This is a genomic window from Mesorhizobium humile (assembly GCF_033977215.1).
GTDB lineage: Bacteria > Pseudomonadota > Alphaproteobacteria > Rhizobiales > Rhizobiaceae > Mesorhizobium > Mesorhizobium humile.
The window spans coordinates 175,463-192,558 of the sequence record NZ_JAVIIV010000011.1 but is presented as its reverse complement, the minus strand read 5'-3'; the positions used below and the strand labels follow the sequence as shown (position 1 = coordinate 192,558).

The 17,096-nt window shown below is 63.7% G+C and carries 17 protein-coding genes; 4 read left to right on the top strand and 13 right to left on the bottom strand.

Annotated elements, in window-relative coordinates; translation table 11 throughout:
* Positions 1 to 110 precede the first annotated feature (110 nt).
* The 7 genes from RFM52_RS18325 to RFM52_RS18295 all read right to left on the bottom strand — a co-directional run bounded on the left by RFM52_RS18325 (position 111) and on the right by RFM52_RS18295 (position 7,510).
* Positions 111 to 1,283, bottom strand: coding sequence for an iron-containing alcohol dehydrogenase (locus tag RFM52_RS18325; protein WP_320293079.1), 1,173 nt, complete (start codon positions 1,281 to 1,283; stop codon positions 111 to 113).
* An 18-nt stretch (positions 1,284 to 1,301) separates the two neighbouring features.
* Positions 1,302 to 2,687 (bottom strand): aldehyde dehydrogenase family protein, encoded by a 1,386-nt coding sequence (locus tag RFM52_RS18320; protein ID WP_320293078.1) that lies wholly within the window; start codon positions 2,685 to 2,687, stop codon positions 1,302 to 1,304.
* A 14-nt stretch (positions 2,688 to 2,701) separates the two neighbouring features.
* Entirely contained in the window at positions 2,702 to 3,121 is a 420-nt protein-coding gene (locus RFM52_RS18315; protein WP_320293077.1) for a type II toxin-antitoxin system VapC family toxin, read from the bottom strand.
* Complete coding sequence (locus RFM52_RS18310; protein WP_320293076.1) at positions 3,111 to 3,590, bottom strand: DUF7662 domain-containing protein; 480 nt, start codon at positions 3,588 to 3,590, stop codon at positions 3,111 to 3,113. Before RFM52_RS18310 ends, RFM52_RS18315 begins: the two co-directional genes overlap by 11 nt.
* Positions 3,591 to 3,662: 72 nt before the next feature.
* The gene (locus RFM52_RS18305; RefSeq protein WP_320293075.1) at positions 3,663 to 5,033 is read right to left on the bottom strand and encodes a glutamine synthetase family protein; all 1,371 of its coding nucleotides are present in this window, start codon (positions 5,031 to 5,033) and stop codon (positions 3,663 to 3,665) included.
* A gap of 100 nt (positions 5,034 to 5,133) precedes the next feature.
* A complete protein-coding gene (locus tag RFM52_RS18300; protein ID WP_320293074.1) occupies positions 5,134 to 6,669 on the bottom strand; it encodes an amino acid permease in 1,536 nt (511 codons plus the stop codon).
* Between the two features lie 22 nt (positions 6,670 to 6,691).
* Positions 6,692 to 7,510, bottom strand: a complete 819-nt coding sequence (locus tag RFM52_RS18295; RefSeq protein ID WP_320293073.1) for an N-formylglutamate amidohydrolase — start codon at positions 7,508 to 7,510, stop codon at positions 6,692 to 6,694.
* Between the two features lie 146 nt (positions 7,511 to 7,656).
* Here RFM52_RS18295 and RFM52_RS18290 point away from each other — a divergent pair, with 146 nt between their 5' ends.
* Complete coding sequence (locus tag RFM52_RS18290; protein ID WP_320293072.1) at positions 7,657 to 8,481, top strand: MurR/RpiR family transcriptional regulator; 825 nt, start codon at positions 7,657 to 7,659, stop codon at positions 8,479 to 8,481.
* 250 nt (positions 8,482 to 8,731) lie between these two features.
* Here the strand turns inward: RFM52_RS18290 and RFM52_RS18285 are convergent, their stop codons facing one another.
* The 6 genes from RFM52_RS18285 to RFM52_RS18260 all read right to left on the bottom strand — a co-directional run bounded on the left by RFM52_RS18285 (position 8,732) and on the right by RFM52_RS18260 (position 14,592).
* Complete coding sequence (locus RFM52_RS18285) at positions 8,732 to 9,142, bottom strand: GtrA family protein (protein ID WP_320293071.1); 411 nt, start codon at positions 9,140 to 9,142, stop codon at positions 8,732 to 8,734.
* Positions 9,139 to 9,957, bottom strand: coding sequence for a ChbG/HpnK family deacetylase (locus RFM52_RS18280; RefSeq protein WP_320293070.1), 819 nt, complete (start codon positions 9,955 to 9,957; stop codon positions 9,139 to 9,141). The genes RFM52_RS18285 and RFM52_RS18280 overlap by 4 nt, the downstream gene beginning before the upstream one ends.
* Positions 9,954 to 10,922 (bottom strand): glycosyltransferase family 2 protein, encoded by a 969-nt coding sequence (locus RFM52_RS18275; RefSeq protein ID WP_320293069.1) that lies wholly within the window; start codon positions 10,920 to 10,922, stop codon positions 9,954 to 9,956. Before RFM52_RS18275 ends, RFM52_RS18280 begins: the two co-directional genes overlap by 4 nt.
* A complete protein-coding gene (locus tag RFM52_RS18270; RefSeq protein ID WP_320293068.1) occupies positions 10,915 to 12,081 on the bottom strand; it encodes a glycosyltransferase 87 family protein in 1,167 nt (388 codons plus the stop codon). Before RFM52_RS18270 ends, RFM52_RS18275 begins: the two co-directional genes overlap by 8 nt.
* A 226-nt stretch (positions 12,082 to 12,307) precedes the next feature.
* Positions 12,308 to 13,345, bottom strand: a complete 1,038-nt coding sequence (locus tag RFM52_RS18265; protein ID WP_320293067.1) for a zinc-binding dehydrogenase — start codon at positions 13,343 to 13,345, stop codon at positions 12,308 to 12,310.
* 5 nt (positions 13,346 to 13,350) lie between these two features.
* A complete protein-coding gene (locus tag RFM52_RS18260; RefSeq protein WP_320293066.1) occupies positions 13,351 to 14,592 on the bottom strand; it encodes an acyl-CoA dehydrogenase family protein in 1,242 nt (413 codons plus the stop codon).
* A 115-nt stretch (positions 14,593 to 14,707) separates the two neighbouring features.
* Between RFM52_RS18260 and RFM52_RS18255 the strand changes: the two genes are divergently transcribed.
* Genes RFM52_RS18255 through RFM52_RS18245 form a run of 3 tightly spaced genes read left to right on the top strand, consistent with a single transcriptional unit; the run spans position 14,708 to position 17,089 of the window.
* Positions 14,708 to 15,523: an SDR family oxidoreductase gene (locus tag RFM52_RS18255; RefSeq protein ID WP_320293065.1), complete on the top strand. Its 816-nt coding sequence runs from the start codon at positions 14,708 to 14,710 to the stop codon at positions 15,521 to 15,523.
* A 52-nt stretch (positions 15,524 to 15,575) separates the two neighbouring features.
* Positions 15,576 to 16,055: a MaoC family dehydratase gene (locus tag RFM52_RS18250; protein WP_430699199.1), complete on the top strand. Its 480-nt coding sequence runs from the start codon at positions 15,576 to 15,578 to the stop codon at positions 16,053 to 16,055.
* The gene (locus RFM52_RS18245; protein WP_320293064.1) at positions 16,052 to 17,089 is read left to right on the top strand and encodes a phosphotransferase family protein; all 1,038 of its coding nucleotides are present in this window, start codon (positions 16,052 to 16,054) and stop codon (positions 17,087 to 17,089) included. The genes RFM52_RS18250 and RFM52_RS18245 overlap by 4 nt, the downstream gene beginning before the upstream one ends.
* Positions 17,090 to 17,096: the final 7 nt, after the last annotated feature.

Below are 17,096 nucleotides of genomic sequence, written 5' to 3'. Positions count from 1 at the left end.
TTAGCCCGCACTTAATTTTCCGGCTAATGGTTAGTCACCTTGCCTTTTGCCCTCTCCCTCCCGCTCTGGAACGCCCCTTCATTCAACTCTTCGGCATTGAAAGCCGGCTCTCAGACGGAGCCGGCGATCGCATTTTCGAGCAGCGTCAGCGCCGCTTTCTTGGTGAGCTTGACCGGATTGCCGCCGGCGGTGGGGTCGACCACCGCCATGTCGGCGATCAGGCCTTTTCGCTTCTTGTCCATGTCGAGGCCCTTGATCAGGCCGGGCAGCGCATGCGGCACCTTGAGCTCCTTGCGCAATTTGATGATCGCCTTGGCGAAGCCGTCGAAGCCGCCCTTGATACCGCAATAGGCTGCGAGCCGGGCGATGCGCTCCTCGATGCTCTCCCTGTTGAAGGCGAGCACATAGGGCATGAACACGGCATTGGTCATGCCGTGATGGGTGTCGTAGAGCGCGCCGATCGGATGCGACAGCGAATGGATGGCGCCCAACCCCTTCTGGAAGGCGGCGGCGCCCATGGCGGCGGCGCTCATCATATGGGCGCGGGCAACCAGGTCCTTTCCGTTGGCAAAGGCCTTGGGCAGGTTCTCGAACACCAGCCGGATGCCTTCCACCGCAATGCCGTCGGCCATCGGATGGTAGCCCGGCGCGCAATAGGCCTCGAGGCAATGCGCCAGCGCGTCCATGCCGGTGCCGGCGGTGATGAAGGCCGGCATGCCGACCGACAGCTCCGGATCGGCAATGACGATCGCCGGCAGAAGCTTCGGATGGAAGATGACCTTCTTGGTGTGGGTCGCCTCATTGGTGATGACGCCGGCGCGGCCGACCTCGGAGCCGGTTCCCGCGGTGGTCGGCACGGCGATGATCGGCGCGATCGCGTCCGAGTTGGCCCTGGTCCACCAGTCGCCGACGTCCTCGAAATCCCATACGGGCCGTGTCTGCCCGGCCTGGAAGGCGATCAGCTTGCCGAGGTCGAGCGCCGAGCCGCCGCCGAAGGCGATGACGCCGTCATGCTTGCCCTTCTTGAACACGGCGATGCCGGCGGTGAGGTTGGACTCGACCGGATTCGGCTTCACCTCCGAAAACACGCCATAGGGAACCTTGGCGTCGTCGAGGATTTTCAGCGTCGAGGCGACGACCGGAAGTTTCGCCAGGCCCGGGTCGGTGACGAAGAGCGGGCGCTTGATGCCCGTGGCAGCCAGTACGTCCGGCAGTTCCTTGATACGCCCGGCGCCGAAACGGACGGTGGTGGGGTAGTTCCATTTGGAGATCAGCTTGGACATGTCTTGTCTTTCAAAAAGTCAGATTGCTTCGCGCAGGTGATAGGATTTCGGCCGGGTCAGATTGTCGTAGCCGATGGCCGAAAGGGCTGCGCCCTTGCCGGTGTCCTTGACGCCGGTCCAGACCAGCGCCGGGTCGAGATAGTCGCAGCGGTTCATGAACACCGTGCCGGTTTCGACGCGGTCGCCGATCGCCACCGCGCGCTCGGTGTCGCGGGTCCAGATCGAGGCCGTCAGCCCATAGGGGCTGTCGTTCATCAGCGCGATCGCCTCCTCGTCGTTGCGCACCTTCATGATGCCGACGATCGGCCCAAAACTTTCCTCGCGCATGACGCTCATTTGGTGGTCGACCTCGGTCAGCACCTCGGGCGCCAGATAGGGCGAGCCGGCCCTGTCGTTCTCGACCTTCATGTCGATATGCGCCCTGGCGCCCTTGCGCAGTGCCTCGGCCTTCTGCTCGCGGATCAGGTCGGCGAAGCGCGCCTGCGCCATCGGCCCCATTGTGGTCGCCTGCTCCAGCGGATTGCCGACGACATAGTTCCTGGTCTCGGCGACAAAGCCCTCGACGAATTCGTCATAGACCTTCTCATGCACATAGACGCGCTCGATGCCGCAGCAGCACTGGCCGGAATTGAAGAAAGCGCCATCGACCAGATTGGCGACCGCATGGTCCATCTTGGCGTCGGGCAGCACATAGGCCGGGTCCTTGCCGCCGAGCTCGAGGCCGAGCGTCATGAAAGTGCCGGCCGCGGCCTTCTCGATGGCGCGGCCGCCGCCGACCGAGCCGGTGAAGTTGACATGATCGATCTTGCCGGAGCCGAGCAGCTTTTCGGTCTGGGCGTGGTTCATGACCAGGTTCTGGAACAGCCCCTTGGGCAGGCCGGCCTTGTCGAAAGCCTGCTGGAAGCGCTCGCCGACCAGCAACGTCTGCGCGGCATGCTTGAGGATGACGGCGCTGCCCGCCATCAATGCCGGCACGATGGTGTTGACCGCGGTGAGATAGGGATAGTTCCAAGGCGCGATCACCAGCACGACGCCGAGCGGCACCTTCTTCACATAGCGGCGGAAGCCGTCCTTCGGATTGGAGGCCAGGACCGGCTTCAGCGCGGCTTCGGCGATCTCGACCATGTAGCTGGTGCGTTCCTTGACGCCGCCGAACTCGCCGCCATAGCGCACCGGCCGTCCCATCTGCCAGGCGATCTCGGGCACGATCTCGTCGGTCATGGCGACCAGCGCCTCGAGCATCGCCAGCATGTACTTGCCGCGTTCGACGACCGGCGTCTCGGCCCATTTCTCCTGCGCCGCCCTGGCGCGCTCGACCACCGCGTTGATCGCCTGGTCGGTCGCGACCGGCCGCTCGGCATAGATCGAGCCGTCGATGGGGGATTTGAGTTTTACCGTTTCCAAGAAGACGTCTCCAATCAACAAGGTACTGTTTTGACGAAGCCGGCCGCGCCATAGGCGAGGATGGCGCGATCGCGGGTGATGATTTCCAGGTTCCTCGAACGGGCCGTCGCTATGATGATCCGGTCCGTCGGGTCATTGTGAACGGCGCCGGGCAGAAACGACGATTCGACCAAGAGCTCGCTGTCGATCCCCTCGACGCTGGTGGCACCGGCTTTCACGAACCCTTCGAACCATGCAAGCGGCGACTTGATGAACGGAAGCCGGCCCTTGGAGACGAGCATTCCGATTTCCCAGGCCGACATGACCGAAACAGCGATCACGCCACCGTTCTTTCGCGTGCTGGCCACCTTATCAACAGCCGCTCTTGCGACCGGCTGTTCGGTCGACAGCCACAGCATGAAGCACGTGTCCAGCAATATCCCATCAGTCGTCATACACTTTGCCCCAGTCGGGATCCGCAGGGGCGGTGTAGTCGACGTCGGGAAGAAGCGTGAGAGTCCCGGCCATGCATCCAAACAGCGGATCGGCGCCCCGAGGCGGTACGATATAGTCTTGGCTCTTGCCGCTCATGTCCGGTGCATTCTTGAAACCCACCTTATCCTCCATGAAGCCTGAGCGGCGCCCCGAACCTCCTTCCCCGGCTTGCCCGCCTGCCGTTCCTTGCGGAGAACGCCGAAACACCAGTTTTTCGCCGGCGATATTGACCGACTCCGTCTGGAAGCCCGCGGCCAGCCACTCCTTGGTCATCGGATTGTTGCTGGGATTGTTGCTCCACCAAGCGGGATACTGCTTGGACGCCGGTAGCCTTTCACCCAGCAGCTTCTCGATGTCGCTGAACGACATTGGGACCCGCTCACCGGCTTGAGCCATAAGATACGAACGCAAAGGCGAGTATTTTCCCATTTTTTACGCTCCCGAACCTAACTAAGCTGGAACTACAGCTTTAGTTAGGTTCAGTCAACGCCTATTACAGCTTTAGTACCGCTCGAACCCTCTGTGCAGTTCCCAATCCGTGATGCGGCGGTCGTATTCGAACTGCTCCCAGCGGGCGGTGTGCACATAGTGCTCGATCACGTCGTCGCCGAAGGCCTGCTTCAGCATTTTCGACTTGGCCAGCGTCTCGGTGGCGTCGCGCAATGTCTTCGGGATCTCGGGCAGGCGCGAGGCCTGATAGGCGTCGCCGACGAACGGCTTCTGCAACTCCAGCTTCTCGTCGATGCCGGCGAGGCCGGACGCGATCAGGGCGGCGAAGGCGAGATACGGATTGAGATCGGCGCCGCCGATGCGGCATTCCATGCGGATGCCCTTGGTGCCCTCGCCGCAGAGCCGGAAGCCGGCGGTACGGTTGTCCTCGCTCCACATGATCTTGGTCGGCGCGAAGGTGCCGGCCTGGAAGCGCTTGTAGGAATTGATGTAGGGCGCCAGGAACCAGGTGAATTCCTTGGCGTATTTGAGCTGGCCGGCGGCCCATTGTTGGCCGAGGCTCGACAGCGTCCAGTCGGCTTGTCTGTCGAAGAACAGCGGCGTCTTGCCGTCGGCGCTCCACAGCGAATTGTGGATGTGGCTGGAATTGCCGGCGAGGCCGTAATTGTACTTGGCCATGAAGGAGATGGCCTTGCCCTCGGAATCGGCGATCTCCTTGGCGCCGTTCTTCAGGATGACGTGGCGGTCGGCCATGTCGAGCGCCTCGGCGTAGCGCACATTGATCTCTTCCTGGCCCGGTCCCCACTCGCCCTTGGAGTTCTCGATTGGAATGCCGGCAGCTTCCATCTCGTTGCGAAGCCGGCGCATGACGCCTTCTTCCTTGCTGGTGATGCCGATCTGGTAATCGCCGATATAGGGCGACGCGCTATCGAGCCCCTGCCAGTGCTTCTTGCGCGCCGAATCGTAGGTTTCGCTGAACAGGTAGAATTCGAGCTCGGAGGCGAAATAGCCGATATAGCCGCGCTCCTGCAGGCGCTTGACCTGCTTCTTCAGGATCGCGCGGGGGGAGTGTGCCAAATCGTCATGCGTGTGATGGTCGAGCACGTCGCAGATGACCAGCGCCGTCTTTTCCAGCCACGGAATGCGACGCAGCGTCGACAGGTCCGGCTTCATGACGAAGTCGCCATAGCCCTTCGACCAGCTTGCCGCCTTGTAGCCCGGCACCGGCTCCATATCGATGTCGCAGGCCAAGAGATAGTTGCAGCCATGCGTCTCGCCATGCGCGGAATCGACGAAATACTGGGCCAGGAAGCGTTTTCCCGCGAGCCGGCCCTGCATATCGACGATGCAGGCCAGCACCGTGTCGATCTCGCCGTTCGAGACCGCTTTCTTCAACTGATCGAACGAGAAATTTCCGGCCATTCCTTTGGCGCTCCAGTGCTTGTCTTTTCGGGCTTGTCAGATGAGGAACATTAAGAAAACCATGGCCGGCGCGATGCCGGCCATGGCTCGATGGTCGATTTCACTGACCGGTTTCGCCTACTGCCACTTCGGCTGCCGCAATTTCCGCCTGACGACGAGCAATATCGGCGCCGATCGGCGGGCCCTTGAACCGCCGGGATTCGAGGCCGAACCACAGCACCGCGAGAAGGATGATCAAACCGATGGCATAGTTGATCAAGATATCGAAGGGCGGTTGGATACCGGCATACATCAGGACCAGAACGCCAAGGACGGTGATAATGGCGAACGGCTTGGACCACATGCCCAGACGGAACGGACCGAATTCGGTCCAGGTCTTGCCTTCCGCAAGAAGGCCAGCCGCCACCGGCATCGCATAAGACACATAGAGGAACAGGGCGCAGCCGGCCGCCAACGCTGCGAAAGCCGGCGAGTAAAGCGTGGCGGCGATCGACAGCACGACGCCGAGCCAGATGGCCGGGACGGGCGTGCGCCAGGTCGGCGAAACCTGCTTCCACAGTGACGACCCCGGCAGGCCTCCGTCGCGCGAAAAGGCGAAGATCATGCGTGAGGTCGACGTGAGCCCGGCCAGCGCGCACAGATAGTTCGACAGCACGATTGAGATGCCGAGCAGGTCTTTCAACCAGGTCGGCGCCGGCAGGTTGTTGAACAGGTTGAACCAGGCATTGCCGCCGTCCTTTGCGGTCGCCGCCAGATCTGGGCTGGCCAGCACGAAGGAGACGGCCATGACGAAGCCGAAGATGAGCGACCACAGCACTGCATGGATCATGCCTCTCGGCACCGCGACGCGGGCGTTGTGGGTTTCCTCGGCGGTATGCGCCGAGGCGTCGAAGCCGGTGATCGTATAGAGCGGATAGAGAAGGCCGATCAGGAAGGCCACGAACGCGGTTCGGGCCGTCGGAACATAGCCGCCGCCCAGATCGCCGGTCGTGTTGACGAAAGTCGTCAACCGCGAAAGATCGAAGCCATGCGCGCCCCAGATCAGGAAGGTCAGCGTCAGCACCACCGCGACGACGAGGATGAGATAGCCGGAAAAGTCGGTCAGCCTCGTCGTCGTCTTGATGCCTAGATGATTGAACAGGCCTTGGGTGACGGTAATGATGACGACCGCCGCCGTCTGTTGCCAGAAGCCCCAGGTCGAGGTGTCCAGGCCGAGGATCGGACCAGCGACCAGCCCTTGGAACAACAGATAGACACCGACATTGACCGAAGCGACGACGAAGATCAGGCCGAGCAGATTGATCCAGGCCGTGGCCCAGCCCCAGCCGCGCCCACCGAGAATCGAGGACCAGTGGTATAAACCGCCGGCGGTAGGATAGGCCGAGCCGATCTGGCCGAGCGAAGCGGCGACGACAAGGGCGAACAGGCCACCTACGAGCCAGCCGATGGTCGCCTCAAAACCGCTGCCGGTGGCCATGGCCAGCGGGAACGATGTGATGCCGCCAGCCAGGATGCAAATGATCGAAAAGGAAATGGCAAAGTTGGAGAAGCCGCCCATGCGGCGCGCCAATTCCTGGGCGTAACCCATGCTGTGAAGGATTTTTACGTCCTCCGACTTGTGATCCGGTGTTGTCATGTTGGAAGTCCCCTATTGGTTTTTAGCTGGCCGATTGTACTGACTTTCCCATTGTGCGTTGTCGGGAGCCCCTGGCCTCCTCAGGCTCCAGGTTAGAAAAGATGCCGGTGAGCAGATCCGCCCATTTCCGCTGTCCGGTCTCGCCGGCGATTTCGTCGTTGCGGATTTCGATCATCGCGCAGGGCAGCCCGCGCGAGCGCGCATGCCGTTCCAGCGTGAAATAGACGCGGTCGGCCGGCGAATAGGGTTCGTTGACGCCTACTGTGACGCCGGAGAGCCGCCGCAGCGCCGATATCAGCGGCGCAGCCAGGCGGCGATCCTCGTCATGGATGATGCCGATATGCCATGGCCGGCTTTTGCCCTTGTAGATCGGCGTGAAGGAGTGGACCGACACCAGCCGCGTCTCCTGGCCGCGCGCCAGCCGCCGTTCGACGATTTGGGCAATCGTGTCGTGGAACGGGCGCCAGGCAAGGTCGATGCGCGCTGCGCGCTGCTTGTCGGACAAGCCAGAATTTCCGGGAATGGCTGTCGTTTCGCTGACCGGCGGAACGAGGTCCGGCGCGTCGAGCGGCCGGTTGCAATCGATGACCAGCCGCGACACACGGGTCTCTATCAAGGTCGCGTCCAGCGCCTCGGCCATGCGGAGTGCGACAGGAAGCGCGCCCGGGTCCCAGGCGATATGGCGCGAAAGGTCCGCAGCCGGCAGGCCAAGCGTTCCGAACTCGGCGGGCAGGACGTTGGAAGCGTGGTCGCAGGTGAAGACGAAAGGACTGAGTCCGCCAGGGTTGGTCACCCTTACGGTTTCATACGGTGCAAGGCTGGCGGGCCGTGCGTTCTCCATACTGCCGTCCCCTGGGGAGCGCTGTATCGTATGTTACGTATTTTGCCTCATTGCGTCCCTGTGAATGATTTCATACAGTTTGACCGGCTTTGTCAAACGCGAATTCGGGAAAACGGCGTCGGCGGGCCAACAGGCGGGGGAAAACGATGATTTCCAGCATTGCCGAACTGATCTCGGACCGCATCGGCACGATGCCGGCCGGCGAGCGCCGCGCCGCGCAGACGCTGATTGCCAACTATCCTTTGACCGGGCTGAAGACCGTCGCCGAATTCTCGACCGCGGCCGGCGTGTCCTCGCCGACGATCTTGCGCTTCGTCGCCAGGCTCGGTTTCCAGAACTATCCTGAATTCCAGTCGGCGCTGCAGGATGAGCTGGCGGCGCAATTGCAGTCGCCCGCTTCGCGCACGCTCAATCCGTCCTCGGCCGGCGGCGCCGCCTCGCCGATGCTCGAGGCGACGCTCGACAACATGCGCGAGACCTTCCGGCATCTCACCGACAAGCAGCTCGCCGACATCGCCGCGCGGCTCGCCGAGCGGCGCGGCAAGACCTTCCTCATCGGTGGTCGCTTCACCGATCCGCTGGCGCGCTACATGGCCGCCCACCTGGCCATCATCCAGCCGGACGTCTATCATCTCGCCGGCCAGGAGAGCATCTGGCGCGACCGCCTGATCGACATGGGCAAGCGCGACGTTCTGGTGATCTTCGACATCCGCCGCTACCAGGAAAGTCTCGTCCGCTTTGCCGAGAAGGCGCATCACCGCGGCGTGCAGATCATTCTGTTCACCGACCAATGGCTTTCGCCGATTGCCCGCTTCGCCCGCCATGTGATCGCCGGGCGCACCGCCGTGCCTTCGGCCTGGGATTCGTCCGCCGCCCTGTTCGTTGTCGTTGAGACGCTGATCGGAGCTGTGACCAGGCAGCTGGAAGCCGCCGGCGCCAAGCGCATCCGCGACCTGGAGAGCTTGCGCTAATGCAGTTGCCCAGAAGCGCGCAACGGTTCCGGGACGACGACATGCATCAAAACTAAAGACCTGAAGCGCGTCGCCCAAAATTCGTTTCAGTGTGACACGCTTTAGCACGTCCGGCCCCCGCGAAAACGCGGCAAGGATCGGGACCGCGGCGGCATCCGGCTCTACATCGACCATGATCCCGAAAAGTGGGACCCGATTTTCGGAAAGATCATGGTTGGATCAGGTCCTGACGCGGAGCCGGCCGCGTAGACTATTTCAGCAGCCGGCCCTCGATCGACCAGCGCGCCGCCAGGAAGTTCAGCACAGCCGCCACCACGACGCCGATGATCTTGGCCGGCCACACGCCGACGGTCCCGGCCAGGACGGCGATCGAGAGGCTGGAGACGCCAAGCGAAATCAGCGCTCCCAGCGAGACGAAGCGCAGGAAGGAGTGGTGCAGCCGGATGTTCGGGTCCCGCTCGAACGACCAGAAGCCGTTCGCCACGAAGGAGAAGAGCACGGCGACGAACCAGGCGCCGACATTGGCGGCCAAAGCCGGCACCGCGAGCTTGAGCAGCAGGAAGAAAGCGGCGAGGTCGATGCCGGTGTTGGCCAACCCGACCATGGCGAAGCGGACGATCTTGTTGCCGGTCGAACGCTGCGGCTGGCCGGCCCGGCTCATGCGCGGCCGTCCATGACGCGAGTTCCGGCCTTGTCGAGGCTGACGCCGAAATCCTGCGAGGAAAGAACCGTGAACTCGGCCTCACGTGCGCCCTGCATCGGGTCGCGAGCGCGCAACACGTCATCGACATGGCCCGGATGGCACATGAACACCCCTTGTTCTGGCAAGGTGTCGAGCGCGGCGCGCAGCGTCGAAGCGAATTTCTCCGGCTGTCGCCAGTCATAGATGCCGGAAAGCGGCGTCATGAGGCTGAAGCCCGCCCGTTGCATCGCTCTGTTGAAGCCCGCGGCCAGAGTGGCGATCGCCGCGACCTTGGCCGCCGCGTCCAGGCCGGAAAGCCCTGGCGCGCCTCGTAGCGCGGGCCTGCGTGCGCTTTCTCCAAAACGCGCGAGCAGCCAATGTCGTACCACGGGAAGGAAATGCACATGCTGGTGCCCGTCGATGTGGTCGGGCGGGCCGGCCAGCGCTTCGGTGAAGCGGTCGTACTGGGCGTCGAGCTCGGCATGAACGTCCCGCTCGTCGATGCGCCCCCGCCGCACCGGCAGCGCAAGCGAGGCAAGTCCGGGCAATTTGCCTTCCGGCGCCAGGCTGGACGAACCGGTCACCGCGATCTGATCGGTGAGGGTGAGGTGCAGCCCGACGGCCGCCTGTTGACGCAACGGCCTGATACGCGCCGCCGCCTCCTCCCATTCGGCAAAGCCGGTCATGCAACTGGTGCCGGTCAGGCGGCCGCGCTCGATGAGGTCGAGGATCGCGCTCGATACCCCCGGCGCCAGGCCGTAGTCGTCGGCGATCAGGCGGATCGACCTGGTCATTTGTCGGCGGCAACCCGCTCGGCGGCATTGCCATGCAGGACGTCGCGCACGATGTAGACGGGCCGGTCCTTGCTTTCGCTGAGCGTCACCCAGACATACTCGCCGATCAGGCCGAGCAGCGCCAGGTTGAGGCCGCCCAGAAGCACGACGGCGACCATGATGCTGGGGTAGCCAGGCACGGCGATGCCGTAGAACAGCACCTCGAAGAGCACTTTCACGCCATAGGCGAGACCGGCAAATGCCCCCAGCAATCCGATGAGGCTGATGACGCGCAGCGGGATCACGGAGAACGAGGTGAACCCTTCGAGCGAGAACGCGATCAGGTTGAACCTTGTCCATTTCGACGTGCCGCCGGCGCGGTTCTCCGGCGAGTAGAGCACCGCCTTCTGGCGGAAGCCGGCCCAGGCGAACAGGCCCTTGTTGAAACGGCGCTTGTCGCGCACGCTGGTCAAGGCCCGCGCCACCGCGCCGCGCATGACGCGGAAGTCCCCGGCATTCTCGGGAATATCGAAACGCTGGCTGCTGTTGATCAGCTTGTAGAAAAGCCGCGCCAGCTGGCTGCGCCGCCAGCTCCCCTCGCGCCGGTCGTTCTGCGCGTAGACGACATCGATCTCCGGATCCTCGACCAGTTCGCCGATCATCCTCAGGCTGATGTCCATGGAATGCTGGAGGTCGGAGTCCATGATCAGGGCCATGTCACCGCGGGAATGATCAAGGCCCGCGAGCACCGCCGCTTCCTTGCCGAAATTGCGGCTGAGCCGCACGATCTCCCAGGAGCCCGACAACGACGCGGCGAATGTCTCGGCACTGCCGTCGCGGCTGCCGTCGTCGACGAGTATCTTGCGGACGGTCATGCCGAAGCGCTCCGCCACGGCCACTTCCAGCCTGTCGAGCAACTCGACGAAGGCGATGGCGGATTCGGCCTCGTTGAAGAAGGGCGCGATGACGTCGAGCATCTCAGCCATGCGCTACAGCTCCGGGGGTCGGCACATTCTGTCGGCCTTGCGTCCAGAACCAGCCGACGAGCAGGCAGGCGATTATGCTGATGCTGATCGGCCGGAACCACAGGTGGAAAAGATCGTGCAGCCGCGGATCGACACTGGTCAGCCCGGTGACGAAGAGGAGCGTTGCCAAAAACCAGCGCATGGCCCCGGCTCCCCTCTGCCGCCACAGCAGGGCGATGCAAAGACCGGCTGGCACCGCCACCATGGCATAGGTGTTCTGCTCGACCCGCGGATTGAAGACGCACATGTAGAACGCCGCAATGAGGAATATGGCCAGTCCGCTGATGTTGGCGTCCAGCCTGCGGTCGAACTGGAGCACCGCCCACAGCGTAAGCAAACCCGCGACGACGCGCACGATCGTCGCCTGGGATTCCGAAAGCGGCATCCCAAACCGCGTGAAAGGCGCCGTGAAGTCGGCCGGAACGAAGGAACCGGTCGGGTCGACCGTCATCGACGTCAGCATGCGGAAGAAATCCTGGTACTGGGCGTTGATGTAGTCCGCGGGCGCGAAACCATAGGGGATGGCGAGCACGAGAAGGACCGCCAGCGCCAGCACCGGTATCAGCCTGGGACGCAGCGCCCCCACCAGAAGCAGCATGATGATCGCGGTCGGCTTGGCGATGATCGCAAGCGTGGCCCAGAAGAAGCTCTCAGCCCAGCGCCCCTCGAGCGCCGACAGCGTGAGAAACCAGCACGCCCCGGTGAGCAGGATCGTCGCCTGGCCGTTGCGAAGCGCCGCCAGCGCCATCGGCAAGGCAAGGAACAGGCCGAAGGACAGCAGCCATGTCTGCTCCTGGCCGCCGATCTTGCGCACCTGACGCATTGCGGCGAAGGTCAGCGCGCCGAAGCCCAGCACGTGCCAAAGAACGCTGCCCAGATGCGGCCCGAGCTTCACCAGGGGAACGTAAAGGGCGGCGAAGGCGGGCGCATAAAGATACCCCATCGCGGCTTGGACGTGATACAGCGGTTCACGGCTCAGGAAAGCTTCGCTGCCATGTCCGTAGATATGGACCACCGAACGCGTGTCGGGCGACCATAGCGCCAGCCCAAGCACGATCAGAAACGACCCGACCCATAGCCAAAACCCCAAACGGTCGAAAACCGGCTTGGTTACCGTCATAGCGCACCCCGCGTTCCGACCAGGACGGCTTTCCCATCGCCGCCTGGCTTCACCGCCGGCGAGATATCACATCGAAATGGAATAAGACATCCAAGCGTGACTGCTGTCGGCGCGGGGCAAGGGACGGCGCAACAGCGGCATTTTTCCGCCGTTACCTTGTCGATCACAGCTTTGTGTTCGAGGCTTTGGGCCGCGATCTGAACACCTGCAATCGGCACCCGGGTGCTTACGGCCTGATGAACACCTTTCCGTTGGGCTTGGCGAGCTCGGCCGGAAGCCGCGCCATGGCTGCGTCCAGCGGCACCACCGCCGTGACGTCGGTCGACCAGCGTCCGTCGGAAAAGCGCTTCTGCGCTTCCAGCACCGCCGGGCCCAGCCGGTCGCGGAACTGGCGCATCCATTCGGCCAGCCAGAAACCTTCGACACGCTTGTGCTGGAAGATCAGCTGGCCGGGCTCGCGGATCACCGTCGGCTCGGCGTCGAGCCGGCCGTAGACGATCCAGCGCGCGCGTTTCGGCATGGCGTTGAAGATGGCGGAAGCCAGCGGCCCGGTCACCGCGTCGAGGAAGATGCGCGGCTGCTCTGCCTTCATCGCTTCGCGCAACGCCGCCTCGAAATCCGCCGCCTTCTCGTTGAGCACGTGGGCGGCGCCGAGCTCCTTCAGCAGCGGTATCTGCTCGTCGCGACGCACCGTGACGATCGGCCGGAAACCCGCCTCCTTCGCCAACCCGATGATCAGCTTGCAGAGCTGACTGGCGCCCGCGGTCATGATGAAGGCCTTTTCGCCTTCCTCTCTGACGATGTCGAACATGGCCAAGGCGGTCAGCGGATTGACGATCATCGCGGCGCCGTCCTCGTCGCGCACCGTGTCGATGAGCGGGATGCAGGAAGCCGCCTCGGCAACCGCATATTCCGCCCACGCACCCCAGTTCGACACGCCGGTGGCGAAGGCGACACGCTTTCCGTCGAGGCTCCTGGCATAGGCGTCGTCTCCGGTGGCGACGACGGTGCCGACGCCTTCGAAACCCGCCGGTCGGCCCTTGACCCGCGGCTGGCCGTACTGGCCCTTGATGAAAGCGATATCGGACGGGTTGATCGAGGCGAGGCTGACCTTGATCAAGGCCTGCGACGGAGCGGGCGCCGGCACCGCGATCCTGCCGGGCTGGAGATAGGGCTCCATTGCCTCCAGCGCGGCCGCCGAGGGCGTCCTTGCGTAACCGTCGCCGACAAGCAGCAAGCCCCGCATTTGCGATGGAAGCGTCATGATCGTCAGACCTTTTCCTGCGTGTATTTCCTCAGTTCCGTGCGCGCCACCTGCCGCCGGTGCACAGCATCCGGCCCGTCGGCCAGCCGCAACGTCCTCAGATGCGTCCAGGAGCGGGCGAGCGGCGTATCCTGGCTGATGCCTTGCGCGCCGAACATCTGCACCGCCTCGTCGGTGACCTTCAGCGCGACGCGCGGCGCCACCACCTTGATCTGGCTGATCCAGGGCGCGGCGGCGCGCGCATCTCCCTGGTCGATCATCCAGGCCGCCTTGAGGCAGAGCAGCCTCGCCATCTCGATCTCCATCCGGCATTCGGCGATAATGTCGAAATTGGCGCCGAGCTTTGCCAGGGGCTGGCCGAAGGCCTCGCGCCGCACCGAGCGCTGGCACAACATTTCCAGCGCCATCTCGGCCTGGCCGATGGCGCGCATGCAATGGTGGATGCGGCCGGGACCGAGCCTGCCTTGCGCGATCTCGAAGCCCCTGCCCTCGCCGAGGATCAGGTTTGCCGCCGGCACCCGCACATTGTCGAATCTGAGATGCATATGGCCGTGCGGCGCGTCGTCGTCGCCATAGACCTGCATTGGCCGCAACTTTCTGATGCCCTTGCTGTCAGCCGGCACCAGGATCATCGAATGCCGTCGATGCTGCGGCTCCGCGTCCGAGCCGGTCCTGACCATGACGATATAGATGGCGCAGCGCGGATCGCCCGCTCCGGAAGCCCACCATTTCTCGCCGTTCAGCACATAGTCGTCGCCCTGCCGCTCGCAGCGCATCGAAATGTTCGTCGCGTCCGAGGAGGCGACGTCCGGCTCGGTCATCAGATAGGCCGAGCGAATCTTGCCCTCGAGCAGCGGCTCCAGCCAGTCTCGCTTGTGCGCTTCCGAGCCGTAACGCTCCAGCACTTCCATGTTGCCGGTGTCGGGCGCCGAGCAGTTGAAGGTCTCGGCGCCGAGATGCGCCTTGCCCATCTCTTCCGCCAGATAGGCATATTCGACAGTGGAAAGACCATAGCCGCGCCCGGAGTCGGTCAGCCAGAAATTCCACAGCCCGCGCTCCCGCGCCGTCTTCTTCAGGCCTTCCAGGATTTCCGTTTGCCTCGCCGTATAGGACCAGCGGTCGCCACCCTTGCCGATCTCGGCGAGAAATTCCTCGCCGAGCGGCGCGATCTCGTCGCGCACCATCGCCGCCACGCGCTGATGGATTGGCTTCAGCCGCTCGCTCATGCCGAGATTCATATCCGTCATCGCTTACGGCCTTTCCGAAGATAGATCTTTACCCGTGGCAAGGATGACCGTACTTCGGCTAGCCTTGTCAACGCGAGTCCCTCGCCGGTTTGATCGAGATGTGCGGAGGAATGCAATGAGCTATCTGGACAAGCTGTTCTCGGTCGCCGGCAAGACCGCGCTGGTGACGGGTGCGGCGACCGGCATCGGCCGCATGGTGGCAACCGGTCTGGTCCGCGCCGGCGCTCATGTGATGATCGCCTCGCGCAAGGGTGAGGATTGCACGAAAGTCGCCAACGACTTGAACGCGCTCGGCGGCTCCGGCCATGCCGAGGGCTTCGCCGGCGACGTGTCCAGCGAAGCGGGCATCGCCGCTTTAGTCGCCGAGGTCAAGGCGCGCACGGAGCACCTGCACATCCTGGTCAACAATGCCGGCATTTCCTGGGGCGCACCGCTGCAGGATTTCCCTTACCACGCCTGGGCCAAGGTGTTCGGCGTCAATGTCACCGCCGTCTTCCACCTGACGCGGGAGCTGTTGCCGTTGCTCGACGCCGCCGCGAGCCAGGAGGATCCTGCCCGCGTCATCAATCTCGGCTCGGTGATGGGCACCCAGCCGCTGGCCGACGATGCCTATTCCTACGCGGCCTCGAAAGCGGCGGTGCATCATTTGACACGCACGCTGGCGATCGAGTTCGCCGCCCGCCACATCACCGTCAACGCCTTTGCACCGGGTCCTTTCCAGAGCCGGATGACGGCGTTTGCCACCGCGACCGAGGAGCAGGCGAAACATGTCGGTAACCATGTTCCGCTCGGCCGCATCGGCGTGGCGGATGACATTGCCGGCGCAACGCTTTATTTGTGCAGCCGAGCCGGAAGCTATGTCACCGGTGCCATCCTGCCGATCGACGGCGGCCAGTCGGTGCAGCATGGAATGACGTTGTTCAAGGAATAAGACGCCCGGTTCGAGGAACCGTAGTCCGGGCGGGGGTGCGGAGGACATCAGCGTGGAACCGATCAGTCTCGATACGCTTCTGGCAAGCGTCGGCAAGGAGGTCGGCGTCTCGCCCTGGCGAACGGTGACGCAGCGCATGATCGACCAGTTCGCCGATGCGACCGACGACCACCAGTTCATCCATTGCGATCCGGAGCGCGCCGAGCGCGAGACGCCTTTCGGCGGCACCATCGCGCATGGTTTCCTGTCGCTGTCGCTTCTGTCGGCAATGACCTTCGAGACCATGCCGCCGCTGGAGAACGGCAAGATGGGCGTCAACCACGGTTTCGATACGCTGCGCTTCCTGGCGCCGGTGAAGACCGGCTCGCGCATCCGCACCCATTTCGTGCTGGCGGACGTCAAGGTGAGGCCGTCCGGCTGGGTGCAGACCGCGCATGACGTGACCATCGAGATCGAAGGCTCGAAGAAGCCGGCGCTGACGGCGCGTTGGCTGACCTTGACGCTGATCGAGCGCCAGCCCGAGAACGCATGAGCAGCGAGGCCGGTGCCATAGACCAGGCGGCGCTAGCGCCCTATCTCGAGGCGCATATCCCGGGTTTTGCCGGCCTGGCCGCGATCGAAAAATTCAAATCCGGGCAATCCAATCCGACCTATCTTTTGACCGCCGCCAGGGGCCGCTATGTGCTGCGCGCCAAGCCGCCGGGACAACTGCTGAAATCCGCGCATCAGGTCGACCGCGAATTCCGGGTCATGCAGGCGCTTGCGGGCACGGCTGTGCCGGTGCCGCGCATGCTGCATCTGTCGGGCGAGGACTCGCCGATCGGCCGCATGTTCTACGTCATGGAATATCTCGACGGCCGCATCTTCTGGGATCCGTCGCTGCCGGATGCGTCCGGCAATGAAGAGCGTGCCGCGATCTACGACGCGATGAACGCGACGCTTGCCGCCCTGCACGATGTCGATGTCGGCGCCGTCGGCCTTGGCGATTTCGGCAAGCCCGGCAGCTATTTCGAGCGCCAGCTCGCGCGCTGGGCCGGCCAATACCGGGCCTCCGAAACCGAAACCATAGCCGATATCGACAGGCTGATTGCATGGCTCGAAACGCATATGCCGGCCGATGACGGCCGCGTGTCGCTTGTCCATGGCGACTATCGGCTGGACAACATGATGTTCGCGCCCGATGCGCCGAAAGTCATCGCGCTGCTCGACTGGGAGCTGTCGACGCTCGGCCACCCCTTCGCCGACCTCGCCTACCAATGCATGCAATGGCGCCTGCCGCATGCCTCGGGCTTTCGCGGCCTTGACGGCGTCGACCGCGCCGCTGCCGGCCTGCCGTCGGAGGAGGCCTATGTCGCGGCCTATTGCAGGCGGCGCGGCATCCAGAAGATCGACAACTGGACCTTCTTCCTCGCCTTCTCGTTCTTCCGGCTGGCGGCGATCTGCCAGGGCGTCTACCGCCGCGCGCTGGACGGCAATGCCTCCAATCCGGAAAAGGCAAAGACCTATGGCGAGGCGGTGAAGCTGCTTGCCGCGCTTGCGGCGGAACTGATCGACGAGAACAGCTGAAAGCGGA

Coding starts and splice junctions, on each gene's coding strand:
- RFM52_RS18325 (WP_320293079.1), bottom strand. CDS start 1,283: ATGTCCAAGCTGATCTCCAAATGGAACTACCCCACCACCGTCCGTTTC.
- RFM52_RS18315 (WP_320293077.1), bottom strand. CDS start 3,121: ATGACGACTGATGGGATATTGCTGGACACGTGCTTCATGCTGTGGCTG.
- RFM52_RS18310 (WP_320293076.1), bottom strand. CDS start 3,590: ATGGGAAAATACTCGCCTTTGCGTTCGTATCTTATGGCTCAAGCCGGT.
- RFM52_RS18305 (WP_320293075.1), bottom strand. CDS start 5,033: ATGGCCGGAAATTTCTCGTTCGATCAGTTGAAGAAAGCGGTCTCGAAC.
- RFM52_RS18300 (WP_320293074.1), bottom strand. CDS start 6,669: ATGACAACACCGGATCACAAGTCGGAGGACGTAAAAATCCTTCACAGC.
- RFM52_RS18295 (WP_320293073.1), bottom strand. CDS start 7,510: ATGGAGAACGCACGGCCCGCCAGCCTTGCACCGTATGAAACCGTAAGG.
- RFM52_RS18290 (WP_320293072.1), top strand. CDS start 7,657: ATGATTTCCAGCATTGCCGAACTGATCTCGGACCGCATCGGCACGATG.
- RFM52_RS18285 (WP_320293071.1), bottom strand. CDS start 9,142: ATGAGCCGGGCCGGCCAGCCGCAGCGTTCGACCGGCAACAAGATCGTC.
- RFM52_RS18280 (WP_320293070.1), bottom strand. CDS start 9,957: ATGACCAGGTCGATCCGCCTGATCGCCGACGACTACGGCCTGGCGCCG.
- RFM52_RS18275 (WP_320293069.1), bottom strand. CDS start 10,922: ATGGCTGAGATGCTCGACGTCATCGCGCCCTTCTTCAACGAGGCCGAA.
- RFM52_RS18270 (WP_320293068.1), bottom strand. CDS start 12,081: ATGACGGTAACCAAGCCGGTTTTCGACCGTTTGGGGTTTTGGCTATGG.
- RFM52_RS18265 (WP_320293067.1), bottom strand. CDS start 13,345: ATGACGCTTCCATCGCAAATGCGGGGCTTGCTGCTTGTCGGCGACGGT.
- RFM52_RS18260 (WP_320293066.1), bottom strand. CDS start 14,592: ATGACGGATATGAATCTCGGCATGAGCGAGCGGCTGAAGCCAATCCAT.
- RFM52_RS18255 (WP_320293065.1), top strand. CDS start 14,708: ATGAGCTATCTGGACAAGCTGTTCTCGGTCGCCGGCAAGACCGCGCTG.
- RFM52_RS18245 (WP_320293064.1), top strand. CDS start 16,052: ATGAGCAGCGAGGCCGGTGCCATAGACCAGGCGGCGCTAGCGCCCTAT.